Genomic DNA, 17,426 nt, shown 5'->3' on the forward strand with positions numbered 1-17,426 from the left:
AACAGGACCGTGAAACGCCTTTGCGCCGATGATAGTGGACGGACGTCTGTGAAAGTAGGTCATCGTCAGGCTAACTACCCCAAAACCCCCGCTCGGGCATCCCGGCGGGGGTTTTACTTTATGGGTCAGCCCAAAACGGCTAAGCGCTGCATCAGTCCCGCCTGCCCACCCATCGCGCGGTGTACATCGAATCGGCCGGCGGCGAGCTCGCAGGGATCACCGTAAGCGGTCATTCAACACCGCTCGATCAGTCTTTTCAGCGTATCAGCACGGCGCGGTAGCCGACGCAATCTTCCAGGGCAGCAGCGCCTCGTAATCATCAACGGTTCGCGCATGCGGCAGCGCCTTGAACAGGACGAGGAGATACTCGTACGGATCGATCCCATTGGCTTTTGCCGTTTCCACGAGCGAGTATAGATTCGCCGATGCCTTGGCCCCTGCCACCGTGTCGCAGAATAGCCAACTGCGGCGTCCGACGACGAACGGACGGATGGCGTTTTCGCACGGATTGTTCGAGATCGGCCAGGAGCCGTTATCGACGTAGCGAATGAGTTTGGGCCATTGCCCGTGCAGATAATGCAACGCCTTGCCGAACAGGCTTTGGGGCAATACGCTGTGCAGATGTTGCAGCAGCAGCGATTCGAGTTCAGCGAGGATAGGCCGGCTCTTTTCGTGGCGCAGTTTCTGCCGCTGTCCAGGCGTCATCGCTTTGCCCGCCGCTTCGACGGCGAACAACTTGCCAATGCGTTCGACGAATCCTGCAACCGGATGCGTCGCGCGTTGTGCTGCGGGCACCGCCTCTTGGGCCTCGATCAGATACCGCCGGGCGTGGGCCCAACACCCAAGGTGCACCAGCCCATAGCGATCAGCAATCGTGTCATATGGCGCGTAGCCATCGGTCATCAGCACCGCGTGCGGCCGGATACCGGCGTACAAGGCTGCCGCCTGTTCGGTGTTGCGCGTCGGGCTATAGGTGAACAATCGCACGGGTGGGTCCGAGCCGTTCATCTGCGCCCATAAGAAGCTCTTGCTCTGTGCCGCCCGACCAGGCTCTTTGAGCACCTGGACGGTCGTTTCATCACCATACAGCACGTCGGCCTCTAACAGGTGATCACGCATCAAGTTGATCACCGGTTGCACGGCATGGCCGGCACGCACCGTGCTGGCAGCCAGCGTGGCACGCGACAAGTCTCCACCGAAGCGCTTGAGCAAGCCCGCGACCCGGTAAATCGGCAAGCCATCCTGGTATTTTGCGGTAATGCACCACGCCAGTGCCGACTCGGTCAACAATCCCTTCGGGATGATGCGAGCCGCAGCCGGTGTAGTCTTGATGCTCTGATCGCAGCACGGGCAGGCGTACTTGACGCGCTGATGTTGCACAACGCGAACCTGCTGCGGCACGATATCCAACTGCTCGCTGATCTCGACGCCAATCTCGACCAGCGGCTGGCCATCGTGCGCACACACCCGCTCGGACTCGGGCAGTTCGTGGCGGATCTCAATACGTGGCAGTGCGGGGTCCAGCGGCTTGCGTCCGCGCTTGGCTCGGGAGTGACAGGCAACGGCAACGCTCGAGCCGATGTCATCCTCCTGCGCTGCAGCGATGGCTGCGGTCGGCGCCAGACATTCCGCCTCGTTAAAGAACAGGTCCTTTTGTTCCGACCCGCGAGCTTCGCTCTTGGCGGCAAACAGCTTGCGCTGGAAGGCCTTTAGCTGTTCCTTTAACAGATCCCGCTCGACCGTCACCACACGTAGCGCGGCCTGGCTGGCGCGCAGCGCTTCGTACTCCTCGGCAGTGATGGTGACAGTCTTCGGCATAGGGGATTAGACCGCCGCCAGAGCACGGCGTTCACGAGGCTCGATGATACGCGCGTTCGGGATGACGGCGCACCGCCTCCAGATCAATGCCATCGAGCAGCCAATGCAACTGCTCAACGCTGAGTGTGGCAACCGCTTCGCGGCGTGGCCAGGCAAAGCGGTCTTTCTCCAGGCGTTTGTACAGCAGCCAGAATCCGTTGCGTTCCCACAGCAACAGTTTGATGCGGTCTGCCCGCCGGTTGCGAAACACATAAATCGCGGCCGAGAACGGATCCAACCCCAACGCCTGCTCGACCAAGGCCGCCAAGCCGTTGATGGATTGCCGAAAATCGACTGCCTCGCGATGCAAATAGACCTTCAGCCCCGAATCGAAGCGAAGCATCAGCGCTGATTCCACAGCGTTTCGATCAGGGCCTTGAACAGGCCAGTATCGGCCGCCACGGCGCACGATAATTCCAGTACCGCGCCATTGGGCAGCCTGGCACTGAGTGCCGCCACTGACGGCTGGTTCGGCATAGACGTTTGGACCGGCACAAAAGGCGTCAATGCCGAATCTGCGCCCGCTGACGATGGTTGGTACCGGTCAATCCACTTGCGTAGCTGATTGGCATTGACGCCAGCCTTCAACGCCATGCCCGAGACCGATATCGCGGACTCCAGACACATCTGCACCAGCCGGCGCTTGTCCTCGGGGTCAAAGTCTCGCCTGCCGTTACTGCGTACTCGCACAGGCCGTAGCGGTAACAGGTCTAAGGATTCTATCGTCATGCTTGCGTCCGCAAAGTTCGTGGCGGACGCAAGCATCAAGCATTTTGCGCTAACTCGATAGGGCGTGGGTTATTGAGCGCTTACGGATCACCCCTGTCTCCACGTAGTGGTCTCTCATTTTTTCTATGGTGGCCTGGTTGATTTTCCCAGAAGGATTCAACGTGATCGTGGCCAGCAGTTTTTCGGCCGTGGCCTCATCGACGTTGAAGCGGGTCATCAGGCGTGCGACGTTCTCCTGCCGTGGCGCCTTGTCGACATGATCGGCGGCCTGGAGGATGACCGCTAGCGCTTTCCGGACAAGCTCCGGATTGTTCGACACCGTGCTCTTCTTTGCCACGACTACGTAGGGATCCCAGTTCTTCCCGACGAAGTCGGACATCTTGCCGACGCTGCGCAACCGATTCTCCCTGTCGATCAGGATGGCGGAGTGTTCCGTGGTGACCCAGATGTCGGCTTCTCCGTTTCTCAGCGCCCGGTAATTCTGCGGAACGCCGCCCGTGGGCACGAATGTCACCTCGTCCTGCCTGACACCCAAGGACTTCAGAAAGAAGTTCGCGTAGAGCCGATCGGTGCCCGACAACTGGGTGACGGCCAGACGCTTGCCCCGCATCTGCTGGGCGTCCATGGGCGTGCCGGCGAGCGACCACATGTGCCATTCGGCGCGCGTGCCGAGGTCCGCCACGATGACGAACTCCACCCCCTTGCTGATGTAGTTGATCGTGGCCCCCATTCCGTACAGCCGCACGTCGGAATGGTTTTCTTCCTCGGGACTCCAGGCCCGGCGATCCCCGCCACCGAGCGGGGGAGGCGTCACCGGTTTCAGGCCGTGTTTGCGCCACAGGTCCAGATCCTTGGCGGTAGCGTCGATCAACGCTGTCCCAGGAACCGTGTTGACGCCGATCGAGTAGGTGAACTCCATCATCGTCTCTTCGCCCGCCTGTGCGGCAGGGAGGGCCGCAGCCAAGACGACGCAAGCCCATGCCCGGAGGACTGCGCGGCGTGGGAGGCCAGGTTCGAGGGCGGGGGGCGGATGGATGGCTGGCATGGCGGGAGTCTCCTCGTTGGTTTTGTATTCAAAAAATGTTTTTGAATGCTAAACCCGAACAAAGAGAACGACAAGCGTGGTGGAAGCCTTGCGCCTTTCATATTTCCGACCGGATAGCCAGGCATCATGGCGATGCGGCGAACGGGTAGGGACGCGCCCTGGACCGTGCGCGGAAGGGGGGGCGGCGAACAGGGCGGCAAGTGCCGGGGTACGCCGATTGTTGCAATTCCGCCTTGTTGGCAGGCGAGCGCTTACCTTAAGGCGAGTCCCGAAATGCCGGAGAAGCATTTCCTCTTAAGGATTTCGCGTTTAGCCAAAGCTGCGAAAGTGTTGTATTTTCTTACATCTTGAATTGCAGGCGCAGTTATGCAATAACGCTTCTGTTCATGCTTTAACGGCTGCGATTCATGGAACTTTAGGGCTGCTTGCATGTTTGCCTGCACGGTGTGCGGGCTGGGGTTTGGCTGTGCGAGGCGTGCCTTCGATGGCACGTGGTACTAACCGTAGTCACTGAGCTGTCCCGCTATGTCCTACCTGACGGATTCTTCCAAGTTCTCCGGGTTCTGGAGCGCACGCACCCAAGGCTTGCATCGGTTCTGGTGGGGCTTGCGCTATGCCCAGCCCATGACCTTGTTGGGCGGGCGCCTGGGTCGAAAGGACGAATACCTGGCCTGGTTCAATACCGTCGAGACGCCGGTGCTGCGCCATGCGGCGGCTCGATGGAGCTTTTGCCAGCGCACGCCCAGCATGGTGGGAGCGCAGGCGTTTCATTTCTTCGGCGTCGAGCGGGTGCTTTCCGACAACCGCGGCTGGCATTGGCGGCCCTGGGGGGAGAACTGGCTGCACAACCTGCATGCTTTCGACGATCTCGTGGCCGACGACGCGCAGGGCCGCTTCGAATGGCACGAGAAACTGGTCACCAACTGGATCGTGGCCAACGCGCCCGGCAAAGGCGTGGGTTGGCGGCCGTACAGCCTCTCGCGGCGCATCGTGAACTGGATCAAGTGGGACCTGGACAAGCAGGGGCTGAACGAAGTCGGCCGGCGCAATCTGGTCGTGCAGGTGCGTTTCCTGCGGCAGCGGCTGGGCGCATCGATGACCGCCGCCTATCCCACCAAGGCCGGCAAGGCGCTGCTGTTCGCCGGCGCTTTCTTCGATGGCGGCGAAGCGGCAGCCTGGAGGCGGACCGGCCTGTCGGTGCTGCGCACCGCCCTCAAGCCCGGTTATCTGCGGGCACGGCTGGGCGCAAGCGATGGCTATCGGACCGCGATCGTCGAAGACCTGCTGGACCTGGTGCAGTTGGACAGGGTCTATCCCGGATTGCTGGGCAGGGACGAAGTCGGGCGCTGGCAGGAACTGGCGCTGCCGCTGCTCGCGATGGACGGCGAACGCAACGCGCCTGCGGCGGACGGTCCCGAACCGGTGTTTTTTGCCGAACCCAAGGCCGTGGCGCTGCGTCAGTATGCGCAGCGTCTGGGGCTGACTCCCGCCGCGTGATTTGCTTTCGGCCGGCGCGGCCCCGCGGAGCGGCCACGCCGTGTTCGAGGCGCCGCCGACGTCCCGCCCCTTACAATAGCCGCACCTCCCTGGGGGAGGGACGCCGGCTTCCGCCGCCCCGTTTGCCTGGCGTTTCCGTCATGGGGCCTTACTCGAGTCCGTCCATGTTCCGCACCTCGCTCGTCTCCGGTTTTCTCGGCCTGTCGATGTGGCTTGCCGCGCCCGCGCACGCCGCCGATCCCTTGCGCATCGGTGAAATCAATAGCTACAAGGCGCAGCCCGCGTTTCTCGAACCGTACCGCAAGGCCATGTTGCTGGCGCTGGAAGAGGTCAATGCCGCCGGCGGCGTCAACGGCCGGCCGCTGGAGCTGATCATCCGGGACGACAACGGGGTGCCTGGCGATGCCGTGCGGGCTGCGGAGGAGCTCGTCTCGCGCGAGCGGGTAGCGATGCTTGCGGGCGGATTCCTGTCGAACGTGGGCCTGGCCCTGGGCGACTATGCCAGGCAGCGCAGGATCCCTTTCCTGGCGAGCGAGCCGTTGACCGACAAGATCACCTGGGCCAATGGCAACCGCTATACCTTCCGCTTGCGGCCGTCGACCTGGATGCAGGTGTCGATGCTGGTGCCGGAGGCCGCCAAGCTGCGCAAGAAGCGATGGGCGATCGTCTATCCCAACTATGAATACGGGCAATCTGCGGTCCAGACCTTCAAGACTTTGCTCAAGGCGGCGCAGCCCGATGTCGAGTTCGTGACCGAGCAGGCCACGCCGCTGGGCAAGCTCGATGCCGGCCCGGTGGTGCAGGCGCTGGAGGCGAGCAAGCCCGATGCGATCTTCAACGTGCTGTTTGCCACGGACCTGACGAAATTCGTGCGCGAGGGCACCATGCGCGGCTTGTTCAAGGGGCGCGAAGTGGTCAGCCTGTTGTCCGGCGAGCCCGAATACCTCGAACCCTTGCGGGACGAAGCGCCCGAAGGCTGGATCGTCACCGGCTACCCCTGGTATGCGATCAAGACGCCCGAACACCAGCGCTTTCTGGATGCCTATCGCAAGAAGTATGGCGAACCTCCCCGGCAGGGCTCGGTGGTGGGCTACGTGACCATCCACGCCGCCGCCGAGGCACTGCGCCGCGCACAAAGCACGGACGCCGAGAAAATCGTCGACGCGTTCCGGAATATGCCGCTGTCGTCACCGTGGGGACCGATCGTGTTCCGCGCGCAGGACAACCAGTCGACGCTCGGCGCCTTCGTCGGCCGCACCGCGCTGCAAGGCAGCGGCGCCCAGCGCACCGGCGTGATGGTGGACTTCCATTATGCGGACGGCGCCAAGTTCCAGCCTACGGACGCCGAAGTGGCGAAGTTGCGTCCGGCGCGCTGAACGGTGCTGGCGCAACTGCTGAACGGGCTGGCCAGCGCAAGCAGCCTGTTCCTGCTTTCCCTGGGATTGACGCTCATATTCGGCGTTTCCCGGGTGGTGAACTTCGCTCATGGCTCGCTCGCCATGCTCGGCCTTTACCTGGGTGTAAGCCTGGCGGGGACGCTGATCCCGCTGCTGGGCGCGCTGGGATTCTGGGCCGCGGTCGCGGGCGCCGCGCTGGCCGTTGCGGTGGTGGGAGCGCTGGTCGAGCGCGGGTTGCTGCGGCGACTCTATGGCAGCCCCGAACTGTTCCAGCTGGTGGCGACCTTCGCGCTCGTCCTGATCATCCGCGATGCCACGTTGGCCATCTGGGGCGCCGACGACAGGCTCGGGCCCAAGGCGCCGGGCCTGACTGGCGTGCTGGCGCCCGGCACGCTGAACCTGCCTGTCTACGATCTGCTGCTGATGGCAACCGGGCTGGTGGTCCTCGGCCTCGTCCAGTGGATCATGGCGGCGACTCGTTGGGGGCTGCAGTTGCGCGCCGCGACGGAGGACCGCGAGATGGCGCTGGCCGTGGGCGTGGACGAGCGTCGTCTTTTTACCCAGGTGTTCGCGCTCGGCGCCGGGCTGGCGGGACTTGCCGGCGCGCTCCAGATGCCGCGCGAGCCGGCCGCGCTGACCTATGACCTGCAGGTGGTGGCCGAAGCTTTCGTCGTCACGGTGGTCGGCGGCATGGGCAGCGTGACGGGAGCGTTCGTGGCGGCCATGATGATCGGCATCGTCAAGGCGGCCTGCGTGGCGCTGGGAACCATCGAGGTCGCCGGCGTGGAACTGGTGCTGCCCAAGCTCACGCTGGTCATCGAGTTCCTGTTGATGGCGGTCGTGCTGGCGGTCCGGCCCTGGGGACTGTTCGGCAGGCCCGCCGCGCCGGCCCGCGCCGCGCGCACCGAAATGCATCCCTTGCCGCCGCCCACGCGCCGCGGCAACGGGCTGCTAGCGCTGGCCGTGGCGGTGCTGGTCGCCTTGCCCTGGCTCGCCGCGGACATGCCGTACCTGCTGGTGCTTGCGGTGGACGTGCTGATCGCGGGCTTGTTCGCTGCCAGCCTGTACGTCCTGATGGGGCCGGGGGGCATGCATTCGTTCGGCCATGCGGCCTTTCTGGGCCTGGGAGCCTATGGCGCGGCCCTGGCGGCTCCGTGGGTGGCGCAGGCGCTGCCGGGCCTTGCCTCGACGGGGCCTGGCGGGCTGGCCAGCGCGCTCCTGTGTGTGGCCGCGGGGATGTTGCTGGCATGGGCCGGGGCGGCGGTATACGGCTTCGTCGTGCTGCGGGCCGCCGGCGTGTATGCCGCCATGCTGACGCTGGCGTTCGCGCAGATCACCTGGTCGGTCGCCTTCCAGTGGGACGCCGTGACGGGCGGCAGCAACGGTCTGTTCGGTTTTTGGCCGCAGGGGTGGCTGTCCACGCGCGAGGGGTACTACTGGTTTGTCCTGGGCGTCGCATGCGCGGGCGGTCTGTTGTTGCGGCACGTGTTGCATGCGCCGTTCGGACTGACGCTGCGGATGACGCGCGATGCGCCGTTGCGCGCGGAAAGCCTGGGCCTGCCCGTGTTTGCCGTGCGCTGGACCGCTTTCATGGCGGCCGGTGCGCTGGCGGGCGTGGCGGGCGGCTTGACCGTGTTCGCCAAGGGATCGGTGGCGCCGGACCTGCTAGCCATTCCGCGGTCGGTCGATGCGCTGGTCATGACCTTGCTGGGCGGACTGCAATCGCTGGCCGGGCCCTGGGTGGGGGCGCTGGTCTATACGGTGGGGCAGGACTTCCTGGCTCGCGCGACCGAGTATTGGCGAGCGGCGATCGGCGTGGCGATGCTGGCAATGGTGATGCTGGCTCCCGGAGGCCTGACAGGGCTCGGGCGCCGGCGGGCACGCGCGGAGGTAGCATGAGGCTGGCGGTGTCGGACTTGTCCAAATCGTTCGGCGCGGTTCTCGCCGTGGACGGTGTGAGCTTCGACCTGGATGCCGGGCAGATGCTGGCGTTGATCGGACCGAACGGGGCGGGCAAGAGCACGTGTTTCCAGTGCATCAACGGGCAGCTTCGCCCCGACGCCGGCCGCATCGCACTCGAAGGCAGGGACGTCGCCGGCATGGACGTGACAGCGCGTGCACGACTGGGCATGGGGCGTACTTTCCAGATCGCCCAGGTGGCCGTCTCCCTGACGGTGGAGCAGCACGTCGCGCTGGCGCTGGCCGCCCGGGATCCGGCGGTGTGGCGCCGGGCGGGCCCGCGTGGCCCTGGTGTCGAGCGCGGCGAAGTGCAGGCATGGCTGGAGCGATTCGAACTGGCCGAAGCGGCTGGCCGGCTGTGCGGCGAACTGCCATACCCGGAGCTCAAGCGGGTAGAGCTGGCCAGCGCCTTGGCGCAACGGCCGCGCGTGCTGCTGATGGACGAACCCACCGCCGGGATGACGCGGGCGGACCGGCGGGGGTTGATGGCGCTGGTCAAGCAGGAGGCTGCGCGCGGATTGGCGGTGCTGTTCACCGAACACAGCATGGATGTGGTGTTCGGCTTTGCCGACCGCGTGCTGGTGCTGGTGCGCGGCCGCGTGGTGGCGCGAGGCACGCCGCAGCAGATCGCCGACGATCCCGCCGTCCGCGCCGCCTATCTCGGGACGGCGGCAGCCGGGGAGGGCGCATGACGGCCCTGCTGCAGGCGCGCAGGCTCTGCGCCTTCTATGGCAGGGCGCAGGCGCTGTTCGACGTCGATCTCGACGTCGCCGCGGGCGAGATCGTTGCGCTGGTGGGGCGCAACGGCGCCGGCAAGACCACCCTGATGCGAGCGTTGGCGGGACGGTTGCAGACCTCGGGCGACGTGCTGCTGGATGGCCGGCTCATGAATGGCTGGCGCACCGACAGGCGGGTGAAGGCCGGCCTGGCCTGGGTACCCGAGGACAGGCGCATTTTCACGCAGCTCACCGCGCGGCAGAACCTCGAGGTGGCCCAGGCGCCGCCGCGGCCGGGCATGCCAGCGTGGACGGCCGAACGCGTGTATGGATTGTTCCCCGAACTCGCCGCGCTTGAGCGCCGTCCGGGCGGAGCGCTCAGCGGCGGCGAGCAGCAGATGCTGGCCATCGGCAGGGCATTGATGACGCAGCCTCGCGCGATCCTGCTGGACGAACCGTCCGAGGGGGTGGCGCCCATCGTGGTCCAGCGCCTCGTCGAGGCGATCCGGACGTTGCGGGACCAGGGCCTGGCCGTACTGCTGTCGGAGCAGAACGAGGCGCTCGCGGCTCCGCTCGCCGACCGCAGCCTGTTCATGGACGACGGCATGCTGGCGCCGGTGCCCGCGGACTCCTCCGCCGAATAAAGAAGGCACCCTTTGGACCGCGCTGGTGTCTCGTCCATATAGTTGTTATCGTCAACAAAGTAGTGTATAAAAACAACTATCCAGGCACCAGACACCAGGGGTTCGTATGAGCAGTGCATATTCCACTATCCGGCTCGAGGTCGAGGACCGGGTCGCCACACTGACGCTGAACCGGCCCGAGAGCCGCAACGCGCTCAACTCGGCCATGTGCGGAGAGCTGATCGCCGCCGCCGAGGCTCTTGCCGCGGACGACGGCGTGCACGTGGTCCTCATCCGCGGGGAAGGGCCGGTGTTCTGTGCCGGCGCGGACCTGAAGGAACGGCAAGGCATGTCCACGGCCGAACTGACCGCCCGCCGGGTCAAGGGGTTCACCGCCTATGCCGCGATCGAGCGCCTGCCGCAGGCCGTGATCGCGGTGGTGCAGGGGCCGGCTTTCGGTTCGGGTTGCGAGATCGCCGGCGCCAGCGATTTCATCCTCGCCTCCACCCAGGCCCAGTTCCGCTATCCCGAAGTCGGCTGGGGCACCATCGGAGCCACGCAGCGCCTGCCGCGCATGGTGGGCACGCGTATGGCCAAGGAGCTGCTGTTCACCGGGCGTACGGTCGATGCGCGCGAAGCGCAGGCCATCGGGCTGGTCAACCACGTCTACGAGCCGGGCGAGCTGGAAGAGCGCGCCACCGCCATGGCCCGGCACATCGCCGCCGCCGCCCCGCTGACCGTGCGGCTCACCAAGCGCTGCGTGGACCAGGGCGTGGAGACCACCCGCGAAGGCGCGATGGCCGTGGAGCTGCTCGCCATCGAGGAGAATCTGCGCCACAGCGATTGGAAGCGGGCGATTGCCGGTTTCGGAGCGGGAGGCAGGAAAGATGCTTGACCGACCCACCACGCTGTATCGCACCCTGGAGCGGACCGCGGCCGAACATGGCGCGCGCGAGGCCTTCGTCTGCCAGGCCGACCGGCTGACGTGGGCCCAAGTGCTCGAGGGCAGCCGGCGCATGGCCGCGGCGCTCCACGCCAGCGGCGTACGCAAGGGCGACCATGTCGGCATCATGCTGGGCAACGGCGCCACCTGGCTGCAGATGTTCTTCGCCTGCGCCGCGCTGGGCGCCGTGACGGTGCCGGTCAATACCCGTTTCAAGACGGACGAGCTGCAGTTCTGCCTGAAGCAGGCCGACGTGAAACTGCTGGTCTTCGCCGACAAGTTCCTGGGCATCGATTTCGTCGAGCTGCTGACCGCGGTCGAGCCGGCGTTCCATGCGGCGCTGCCGGGCCAGGCCCTGCCGGAACTGCGGCGCGCTGTCATGGTGGGCAACGGGCCGTGCCCGGCGGGAGCCGAGCGCTATGCGGACTTCGTGGCCCGCGCGGATGCGGCGGCGCTCGACCGCATCGAGGCCCTGGCGGCCGAGGTGACGCCCGACGACGTGCTGTTGATGCAGTTCACATCGGGAACGACGTCTTTCCCCAAGGGCGTGATGCTCACGCACGCCAACATGCTCACCAATGCCTGGGCCGCGGGACAGCGCATCGGCGTTCGCCACGACGACCGCTATTTCAGCATCCGGCCGTTCTTCCACGTGTCCGGTACGACGCTGTCCGTCCTGGTCAGCCTGGTCTTCGGCTGCTGCCTGCTGACCCTGCCGAAATTCGACGTGGCCGAGACGTTGCGCGTGCTGGACCAGGAGAAATGCACGCTGACCTCGGGCAACGACACCATCTTCCTGATGATGATGGGCCATCCCGATTTCGATCCCAAGAAACTGCACCTGCGGGGAGGATGGGCCGCCGCCGGACCGGAGGTCATGCAGCAGATCCGCGACGTCATGGGCGTGGACAACGTCTGCAATGCCTATGGGCAGTCCGAGGCTTCGCCCAACGTGATCATGTCCTCGTGGGACGATCCGTTCGAGCTACGGGCGCACGGCTGGGGGTTGCCGCATCCCGGCACCGAAGTCCGCATCGTCGACCAGGACACCGGCGAGGTGTTGCCGCCCGGAGCGCAGGGCGAGATCCAGGTTCGTGGCTGGCACGTCATGCGCGGCTACTACAAGATGCCGGAGGCGACGGCCAAGGCGCTGACGCCGGAGGGCTGGCTGCGCACCGGAGACCTGGGCGAAATGTCGCCCGAGGGCCGGCTGCGCATGGTGGGCCGGCTCAAGGACATGTACCGGGTGGGAGGCGAGAACGTGGCTCCCGCCGAGGTCGAGGAAACCCTCCATGCCCATCCGGCGGTGCAGATGGCGCAGGTCGTGGGCGTTCCCGATGCGCGTCTGGGCGAAGTGACGGCGGCCTTCGTGCTGCTGAAGGAAGGCCGCCGGGCCGAACCGCAGGAGCTGATCGACTGGTGCAAGGCGCGCTGCGCGAACTTCAAGGTTCCGCGTTATCTCGAGATCGTCGATTCGTTCGACAACATCGGCATGACGGGCAGTTCCAAGGTGCAGAAGAACAAGCTCAAGGCGCATGCCATCGAGCTGTTCGGCTTGGGGAACGTCCATGCCGCAGGCGGGGGAAAGGCATGACCGACGTGATCCTGTGCGAGTGCTTTGCGCGCGATGGCCTGCAGCACGAGGAAACCTTCATCCCGACCGCGACCAAGGCGGCGTTGATCGACCGCTTTGCGCGTATCGGTTTCAGGCGCGTGGAGGCGACCTCTTATTCGAATCCCAAGGTGGTGCCCCAGTTCGCCGACGCCAGCGATCTGTTGCGCACGCTGCCCCGGCGCGACGGCGTCTGGTACAAGGCGACCTGCGCCAACGTGCGGGCGGTCGAACGGGCGCTGGCCGACCTCGAGGCGGGCTTCGGCGCGAACGAGATCAGCCTGCTGGTGTCGGCCAGCGAATCGCATTCGATGAAGAACCTGCGGCGCAGCCGTGACGACCAATGGCAGAACGTTGCCGACATGGTGGCGGCGTCGCAGGGGCGGTTCCGGATGATCGGCACCGTGTCGGTGGCGTGGGGCTGCCCGTTCGAAGGCGAAGTGTCCGCCGCGAGCGTGCTCGAAGACGTGCGGCGGTTTGCGCGGCTGGGCGTGATGCACGTGGCGCTGGGAGACACCACGGGCATGGCGTCGCCGCCCACGGTCAGGCAGTTGATGGCGGCGGTGCACGCCGAGCTGCCGGAGGTGACCACCGTGGCGCACTTCCACGACACGCGAGGGACTGGCCTGGTCAACTACGTGGCGGCCCTGGAGGCGGGGTGCCGCTATTTCGACTGTGCGTTCGGCGGCGTCGGCGGGCATCCGGCCAAGGTGAAGTACGGTGGAGGGCATACCGGCAACGTCTCGACCGAGGACCTGGTGAACCTGTTCGAGTCCATGGGGGTGTCGACAGGCATCGACCTGGAGGGTCTGCTGGAGACGGCGGCACAATGCGAACAGGCGCTGGGCCGCACCCTGCACAGCCGGGTGGCGCAGAGCGGCCTGAGTCCCTTGCTGGCTGCGCGCCGGGAAGCCAAGCATGGATGACCTGGACAAGCGGATGGAGCTGGAACCGCCGCCGGCCACCATAGCGGTCGGTCCGTTGGCCGGCTCGGCCATCGCGCCGTTCGCCGCCTGGCTGGGCATAGTCGTGCGCGAGGCCGAGCATGGGCGATCTGTGCTGAGCATGCCCGCCACGAGCCGGCTGGCCAATCGGCGGGGCGTCATCCATGGGGGCGCCATCGCGACCCTGGTCGATTCGAGCATGGCCATTGCCACACGCACCATCGACGCCGGCATGGAAACGTCCGGCACCGTGGACCTGAACATCCATTTCACCGCCCCGGGCAGGGGGGATTTGACGGCCCGGGCGGAGGTCAAGCATGCCGGGGCATCGATCGCGTTCTGCCAGTGCGAGGTGCGCGACGAGTCCGGTGCGCTGGTGGCTACGGCCATGAGCAGCTTCAAGCTGAGGCGGCCCAAGCCGGCGGGCGTCGTCTGAGGTACATTGCTGCCATCATCCTAGCGAGAAAAAGTATGACACGACCCGTTCCCGCGAACCTGAAGGAATTGTTTTCCTACCGCTTGAATCGCCTGGCCTTCGTCTCCAGCCGCATCGCGGCGCGAGTGAACGAAAGCCAGTACGAGCTGGGCTCGCGTGACTGGCGCATCATCGGGTTGCTGGGCGCGTTTGCGCCGCTGTCGCTGAATGCGCTGGCGCACGAAGCCAATATCGACAAGAGCCAGGCCAGTCGCAGCGTGGCCGAGCTGATTGAACGCGGATACGTCAAGCGAGGGGCCGACGAGTCCGACGGCCGCGGCGTGCGGCTCGACCTGACGCCGCAGGGGCGGGCGCTGTACCGCAAGGTGTTTCCCAAGGCCGTCGACCGCAACGAGAAAATGTTGTCCGTGCTGACGGACGAGGAACGCGAGGTACTCGAACGCGCGCTCGACAAGCTGACCGACCATGCCATCGGCTTGCTGGAAGAGGTCAGGGTCAAGTCCGCCAAGGACGGAAAGGCGCCGGCGCGCAAGGAAAAATAGCGCCTCCGCGGTCCCGTCGCCGGCAAGAGCAAAGCCCGCTTCCATGCGGGCTTTGTTTTTGGGCTTGCGCTTTCGGATATCAAGGAGCGCCGTGGGACTCCAGCCCGCCGCATTCCCGCTTATAGTTGAATTTGTCAATTAAATAGTATATAAAATCAACTATATTGGAAACCCGCGAGCACCAAGCATGAGCGAACTCCTGATAGAAGACCGCGGCGCCGTCCGTGTCCTCACGATGAACCGGCCGGAAAAGCACAACGCCCTGAATACGGCCCTGACCCAGGCGCTGCTGGATGCTCTCCGGCAAGCCGACGCCGAGCCCGGCGTCAACGCCGTGGTGCTGACGGGCGCGGGCAAGTCGTTCTGCGCCGGCGCCGATACCTCGGAATTCAGCGCGCTGGTGCCGGAGGATCCCCTGGCGGTGAGTGCGCGCGCCGATCTCACTACGAGTCTGCACCTGGTCTTTTCGCGGATGTCCAAGCCGGTCGTCGCGGCGGTGCGAGGCAATGCCCTGGGCGGCGGCGCCGGCCTGGCCATCGCCTGCGACCTCGCCGTCATGGCCGAGAACGTGCGCTTCGGCTATCCCGAACTCAAGCACGGCATCGTCGCCGCCGTGGTGATGTCCAACCTGGTGCGCCAGCTCGGGCGCAAGCACGCGTTCGAGCTGCTGTCCATGGGCGAGCCCATCGACGGCGCCCGGGCGCTGACGCTCGGACTGGCCAACCGGGTCGCTCCCGATGCACAGGTGCTGGACGTCGCGCTGGAAATGGCCGGCAAGCTCGCGGGCTGGAGCCCAATCGCGATGGGCACGACCAAGCGGCTGTTCCACCGGGTGGCGGAGCTCACGCTGGAAGAAGGGCTGGGCGCCGGGCGCGACGTCAACGTCATCATGCGCGGTTTCCGCAAGGCGGCCAAATGACGCGTCCGCTGGAAAACGTCACTATCCTGGACCTGTCCCGGGTCCTGGCGTGTCCTTTCGCGACCATGATCCTCGCCGAGCTGGGCGCGACGGTCATCAAGGTCGAGCAGCCGGGAAGCGGTGACGAAACGCGCAGCTTCGAGCCCAAGGTGGAAGGCGAGGGCGGCACCGAGTCCGCCTACTACATGGCATTCAACCGCAGCAAGCAGTCCATCACGGTCAACCTGCGCAGCGCCGAGGGCCAGGATCTCATCCGCAGGCTGAGCGCCCAGGCCGACGTGGTGCTGGAGAACTTTCCGGTGGGTACGCTGCAGCGCTACGGGCTGGATTACGCCCGGCTGTCGCAGGAGAACCCGGCGCTGGTCTACGTCTCCTGCACGGGGTTCGGCCTGACCGGACCTTATGCGCCGCGCAAGGGCTACGACACCGTGTTCCAGGCCATGGGCGGCATCATGAGCCTGACCGGCGAGCGTGGCGGCGGGCCGGTCAAGCCCGGGCTGCCCGTGGCCGACCTGACGTCGGGGCTGTGGGTGGCGATCGCCATCCTCTCGGCCTTGATGGGACGGCAGGCCACCGGCAAGGGCTGCCACGTGGATTTCTCGATGCTCGACGGACAGGTGGGCTTGTTGTCGCTGGCGGCGGCGCGGTTCTTCGCCCTGGGCGAGGTGCCGCCGCGCCTGGGCACCGAACATCCGGGCCGGGTTCCCTCCGCGGCGTTCCGCTGCCGCGACGACAAGTGGGTGCAGGTCACGGGCAGCGACCAGCATTGGAAGCCGCTGTGCGACCTGCTCGGCCTGCGCGACTGGGCGGACGATCCGGCGCTGGCCCGCAATATCGACCGGGTCAACCGGCGCGAAGAGGTGATGGCCGGCCTGTCGGCGGCGATCGCGCGTTTCGACCGGGACGAGTTCTGCCGGCTGTGCGACGAGGCCAAGGTGCCGGCCGGCCCCATCCTGAGCGTGGACGAGGTCCTCACCAACGAGCACGTGCTGGCGCGCGGCATGGTGCGCGAGTTCGAGCATCCCCACATCGGCGGGTTCAAGGCGCTGCCGGTGCCGTTCAAGTTCGAAGGCTTCGACGATCCCAGCCTGGGACGTCCGCCGCTGCTGGGCGAGCATACCGACGAGGTGCTGGCGGGCAGGCTGGGCATGGGTCCCGAAGAGATCCAGGCGTTGCGCGAAAGGAAAGCCATCTAGCCGGCGACAGGCGTCCGGACCGTGGCGAATATCAGGAGACGACCATGACGCAGTTCAAGCAATCGTTGTTGGCGGCGGCGTTCGCGCTGGCTGCCTCGGGTGCGCAGGCACAAGCCTATCCCAGCAAGCCCATCGTGCTGGTCAACCCGTACGCCGCCGGCGGACCCGCCGACCTGGTGGCCCGCAGCCTCGCCAAGGAGCTGGGCACGGAACTGGGCCAGCAGGTGGTGGTGGAGAACAAGGCCGGCGGCGGCGCCACGATCGGCGCAGCCTACGTGGCGCGGGCGGAGCCGGACGGCTACACCCTGCTGTTCGGCACCGCGGCGGCCCACATCGTGACGCCGCTGATCCAGCCCACTCCGTACGACGGCATCAAGGACTTCGCCTTCATCGCCCTGGCCGCCAACCAGCCCAACCTGCTGGTGGTCCACCCCTCCGTCAAGGCCAATACCGCGAAAGAGCTGATCGAGCTCGCCAAGAGCCAGCCCGGCAAGCTGAACTACGGCTCCTCCGGCACCGGTACTTCGCCTCACCTGGGCGGGGAACTGATCAAGCAGCAGGCCAAGATAGACATGGCGCATATCCCGTACGGCGGCGCGGCGCCGGCCATTACCGACCTGGTGGCTGGCCGCTTGCAGGTGGGCGTGATGAATCTCTCCGGCGAGCTGCCGTACGTCAAGGCCGGCAAGCTGCGCGCGCTGGCCTATGCGTCGAAGACCCGCTCGCCACTGTTGCCCGACGTGCCGACCTTTGCCGAGGCCGGCCTGGGAGGCGCCGAGTCGGCATCGTGGTACACGGTGGCGGCGCCCAAGGGTACGCCCGCCGCGGTGGTCGACAAACTCAATGCCGCGCTCAACGCGGTGACGAAGAAGCCGGAGTACCGCAAGCTGATGGAAGCGCAGGGCACGGAACTGGCGACGCTCACGCCCGAAGAGACCACGCGCTTCGTCATGGACGATGCCACGCGCACCAAGGACCTCATCAAATCGGCCAACCTCAAGCTCGAATGAC

General features: G+C 66.0%; 17 protein-coding genes. 13 read left to right on the forward strand and 4 right to left on the reverse strand.

Features of this window, described 5'->3' with window-relative positions; all coding sequences use genetic code 11:
* Window positions 1-264 precede the first annotated feature (264 nt).
* Genes CDO44_RS13030 through CDO44_RS13045 form a run of 4 tightly spaced genes read right to left on the reverse strand, consistent with a single transcriptional unit; the run spans window position 265 to window position 3,508 of the window.
* Window positions 265-1,818, reverse strand: coding sequence for an IS66 family transposase (locus tag CDO44_RS13030; RefSeq protein ID WP_087780652.1), 1,554 nt, complete (start codon window positions 1,816-1,818; stop codon window positions 265-267).
* Window positions 1,819-1,849: 31 nt separating this feature from the next.
* Window positions 1,850-2,200 carry an IS66 family insertion sequence element accessory protein TnpB gene (gene tnpB / locus CDO44_RS13035; RefSeq protein ID WP_087780653.1) on the reverse strand — a complete coding sequence of 117 codons (351 nt, stop codon included), beginning with the start codon at window positions 2,198-2,200 and terminating at the stop codon, window positions 1,850-1,852.
* Window positions 2,200-2,586 carry a transposase gene (locus CDO44_RS13040; protein ID WP_087780731.1) on the reverse strand — a complete coding sequence of 129 codons (387 nt, stop codon included), beginning with the start codon at window positions 2,584-2,586 and terminating at the stop codon, window positions 2,200-2,202. The genes tnpB and CDO44_RS13040 overlap by 1 nt, the downstream gene beginning before the upstream one ends.
* Before the next feature lie 49 nt (window positions 2,587-2,635).
* Entirely contained in the window at window positions 2,636-3,508 is an 873-nt protein-coding gene (locus CDO44_RS13045) for an ABC transporter substrate-binding protein (protein ID WP_158213280.1), read from the reverse strand.
* 648 nt (window positions 3,509-4,156) lie between these two features.
* Between CDO44_RS13045 and CDO44_RS13050 the strand changes: the two genes are divergently transcribed.
* From CDO44_RS13050 to CDO44_RS13110, 13 genes are all read left to right on the forward strand, one after another.
* Window positions 4,157-5,128 carry a hypothetical protein gene (locus tag CDO44_RS13050; protein ID WP_087780655.1) on the forward strand — a complete coding sequence of 324 codons (972 nt, stop codon included), beginning with the start codon at window positions 4,157-4,159 and terminating at the stop codon, window positions 5,126-5,128.
* Window positions 5,129-5,292: 164 nt separating this feature from the next.
* The gene (locus tag CDO44_RS13055; protein WP_087780656.1) at window positions 5,293-6,504 is read left to right on the forward strand and encodes an ABC transporter substrate-binding protein; all 1,212 of its coding nucleotides are present in this window, start codon (window positions 5,293-5,295) and stop codon (window positions 6,502-6,504) included.
* A gap of 3 nt (window positions 6,505-6,507) precedes the next feature.
* Window positions 6,508-8,424 (forward strand): ABC transporter permease, encoded by a 1,917-nt coding sequence (locus tag CDO44_RS13060; protein WP_087780657.1) that lies wholly within the window; start codon window positions 6,508-6,510, stop codon window positions 8,422-8,424.
* Window positions 8,421-9,176 (forward strand): ABC transporter ATP-binding protein, encoded by a 756-nt coding sequence (locus CDO44_RS13065; protein ID WP_087780658.1) that lies wholly within the window; start codon window positions 8,421-8,423, stop codon window positions 9,174-9,176. The genes CDO44_RS13060 and CDO44_RS13065 overlap by 4 nt, the downstream gene beginning before the upstream one ends.
* On the forward strand, window positions 9,173-9,844 hold the full coding sequence (locus tag CDO44_RS13070) for an ABC transporter ATP-binding protein (RefSeq protein WP_087780659.1): 672 nt from the start codon (window positions 9,173-9,175) through the stop codon (window positions 9,842-9,844). Before CDO44_RS13065 ends, CDO44_RS13070 begins: the two co-directional genes overlap by 4 nt.
* A 106-nt stretch (window positions 9,845-9,950) precedes the next feature.
* A complete protein-coding gene (locus CDO44_RS13075; protein ID WP_087780660.1) occupies window positions 9,951-10,718 on the forward strand; it encodes an enoyl-CoA hydratase/isomerase family protein in 768 nt (255 codons plus the stop codon).
* Window positions 10,711-12,360 (forward strand): AMP-binding protein, encoded by a 1,650-nt coding sequence (locus CDO44_RS13080; protein ID WP_087780661.1) that lies wholly within the window; start codon window positions 10,711-10,713, stop codon window positions 12,358-12,360. The genes CDO44_RS13075 and CDO44_RS13080 overlap by 8 nt, the downstream gene beginning before the upstream one ends.
* Entirely contained in the window at window positions 12,357-13,304 is a 948-nt protein-coding gene (locus CDO44_RS13085; RefSeq protein ID WP_087780662.1) for a hydroxymethylglutaryl-CoA lyase, read from the forward strand. The genes CDO44_RS13080 and CDO44_RS13085 overlap by 4 nt, the downstream gene beginning before the upstream one ends.
* Complete coding sequence (locus CDO44_RS13090; protein WP_087780663.1) at window positions 13,297-13,758, forward strand: PaaI family thioesterase; 462 nt, start codon at window positions 13,297-13,299, stop codon at window positions 13,756-13,758. The genes CDO44_RS13085 and CDO44_RS13090 overlap by 8 nt, the downstream gene beginning before the upstream one ends.
* A gap of 35 nt (window positions 13,759-13,793) precedes the next feature.
* Window positions 13,794-14,300: a MarR family winged helix-turn-helix transcriptional regulator gene (locus tag CDO44_RS13095; RefSeq protein ID WP_087780664.1), complete on the forward strand. Its 507-nt coding sequence runs from the start codon at window positions 13,794-13,796 to the stop codon at window positions 14,298-14,300.
* A gap of 187 nt (window positions 14,301-14,487) precedes the next feature.
* Window positions 14,488-15,219, forward strand: a complete 732-nt coding sequence (locus CDO44_RS13100) for an enoyl-CoA hydratase/isomerase family protein (protein WP_087780665.1) — start codon at window positions 14,488-14,490, stop codon at window positions 15,217-15,219.
* The gene (locus CDO44_RS13105) at window positions 15,216-16,415 is read left to right on the forward strand and encodes a CaiB/BaiF CoA-transferase family protein (protein WP_087780666.1); all 1,200 of its coding nucleotides are present in this window, start codon (window positions 15,216-15,218) and stop codon (window positions 16,413-16,415) included. The genes CDO44_RS13100 and CDO44_RS13105 overlap by 4 nt, the downstream gene beginning before the upstream one ends.
* A 44-nt stretch (window positions 16,416-16,459) precedes the next feature.
* The gene (locus CDO44_RS13110) at window positions 16,460-17,425 is read left to right on the forward strand and encodes a tripartite tricarboxylate transporter substrate binding protein (protein ID WP_087780667.1); all 966 of its coding nucleotides are present in this window, start codon (window positions 16,460-16,462) and stop codon (window positions 17,423-17,425) included.
* Window position 17,426: the final 1 nt, after the last annotated feature.

The organism is Pigmentiphaga sp. NML080357 (assembly GCF_002188465.1).
Taxonomy (GTDB): Bacteria; Pseudomonadota; Gammaproteobacteria; order Burkholderiales; family Burkholderiaceae_B; genus Pigmentiphaga.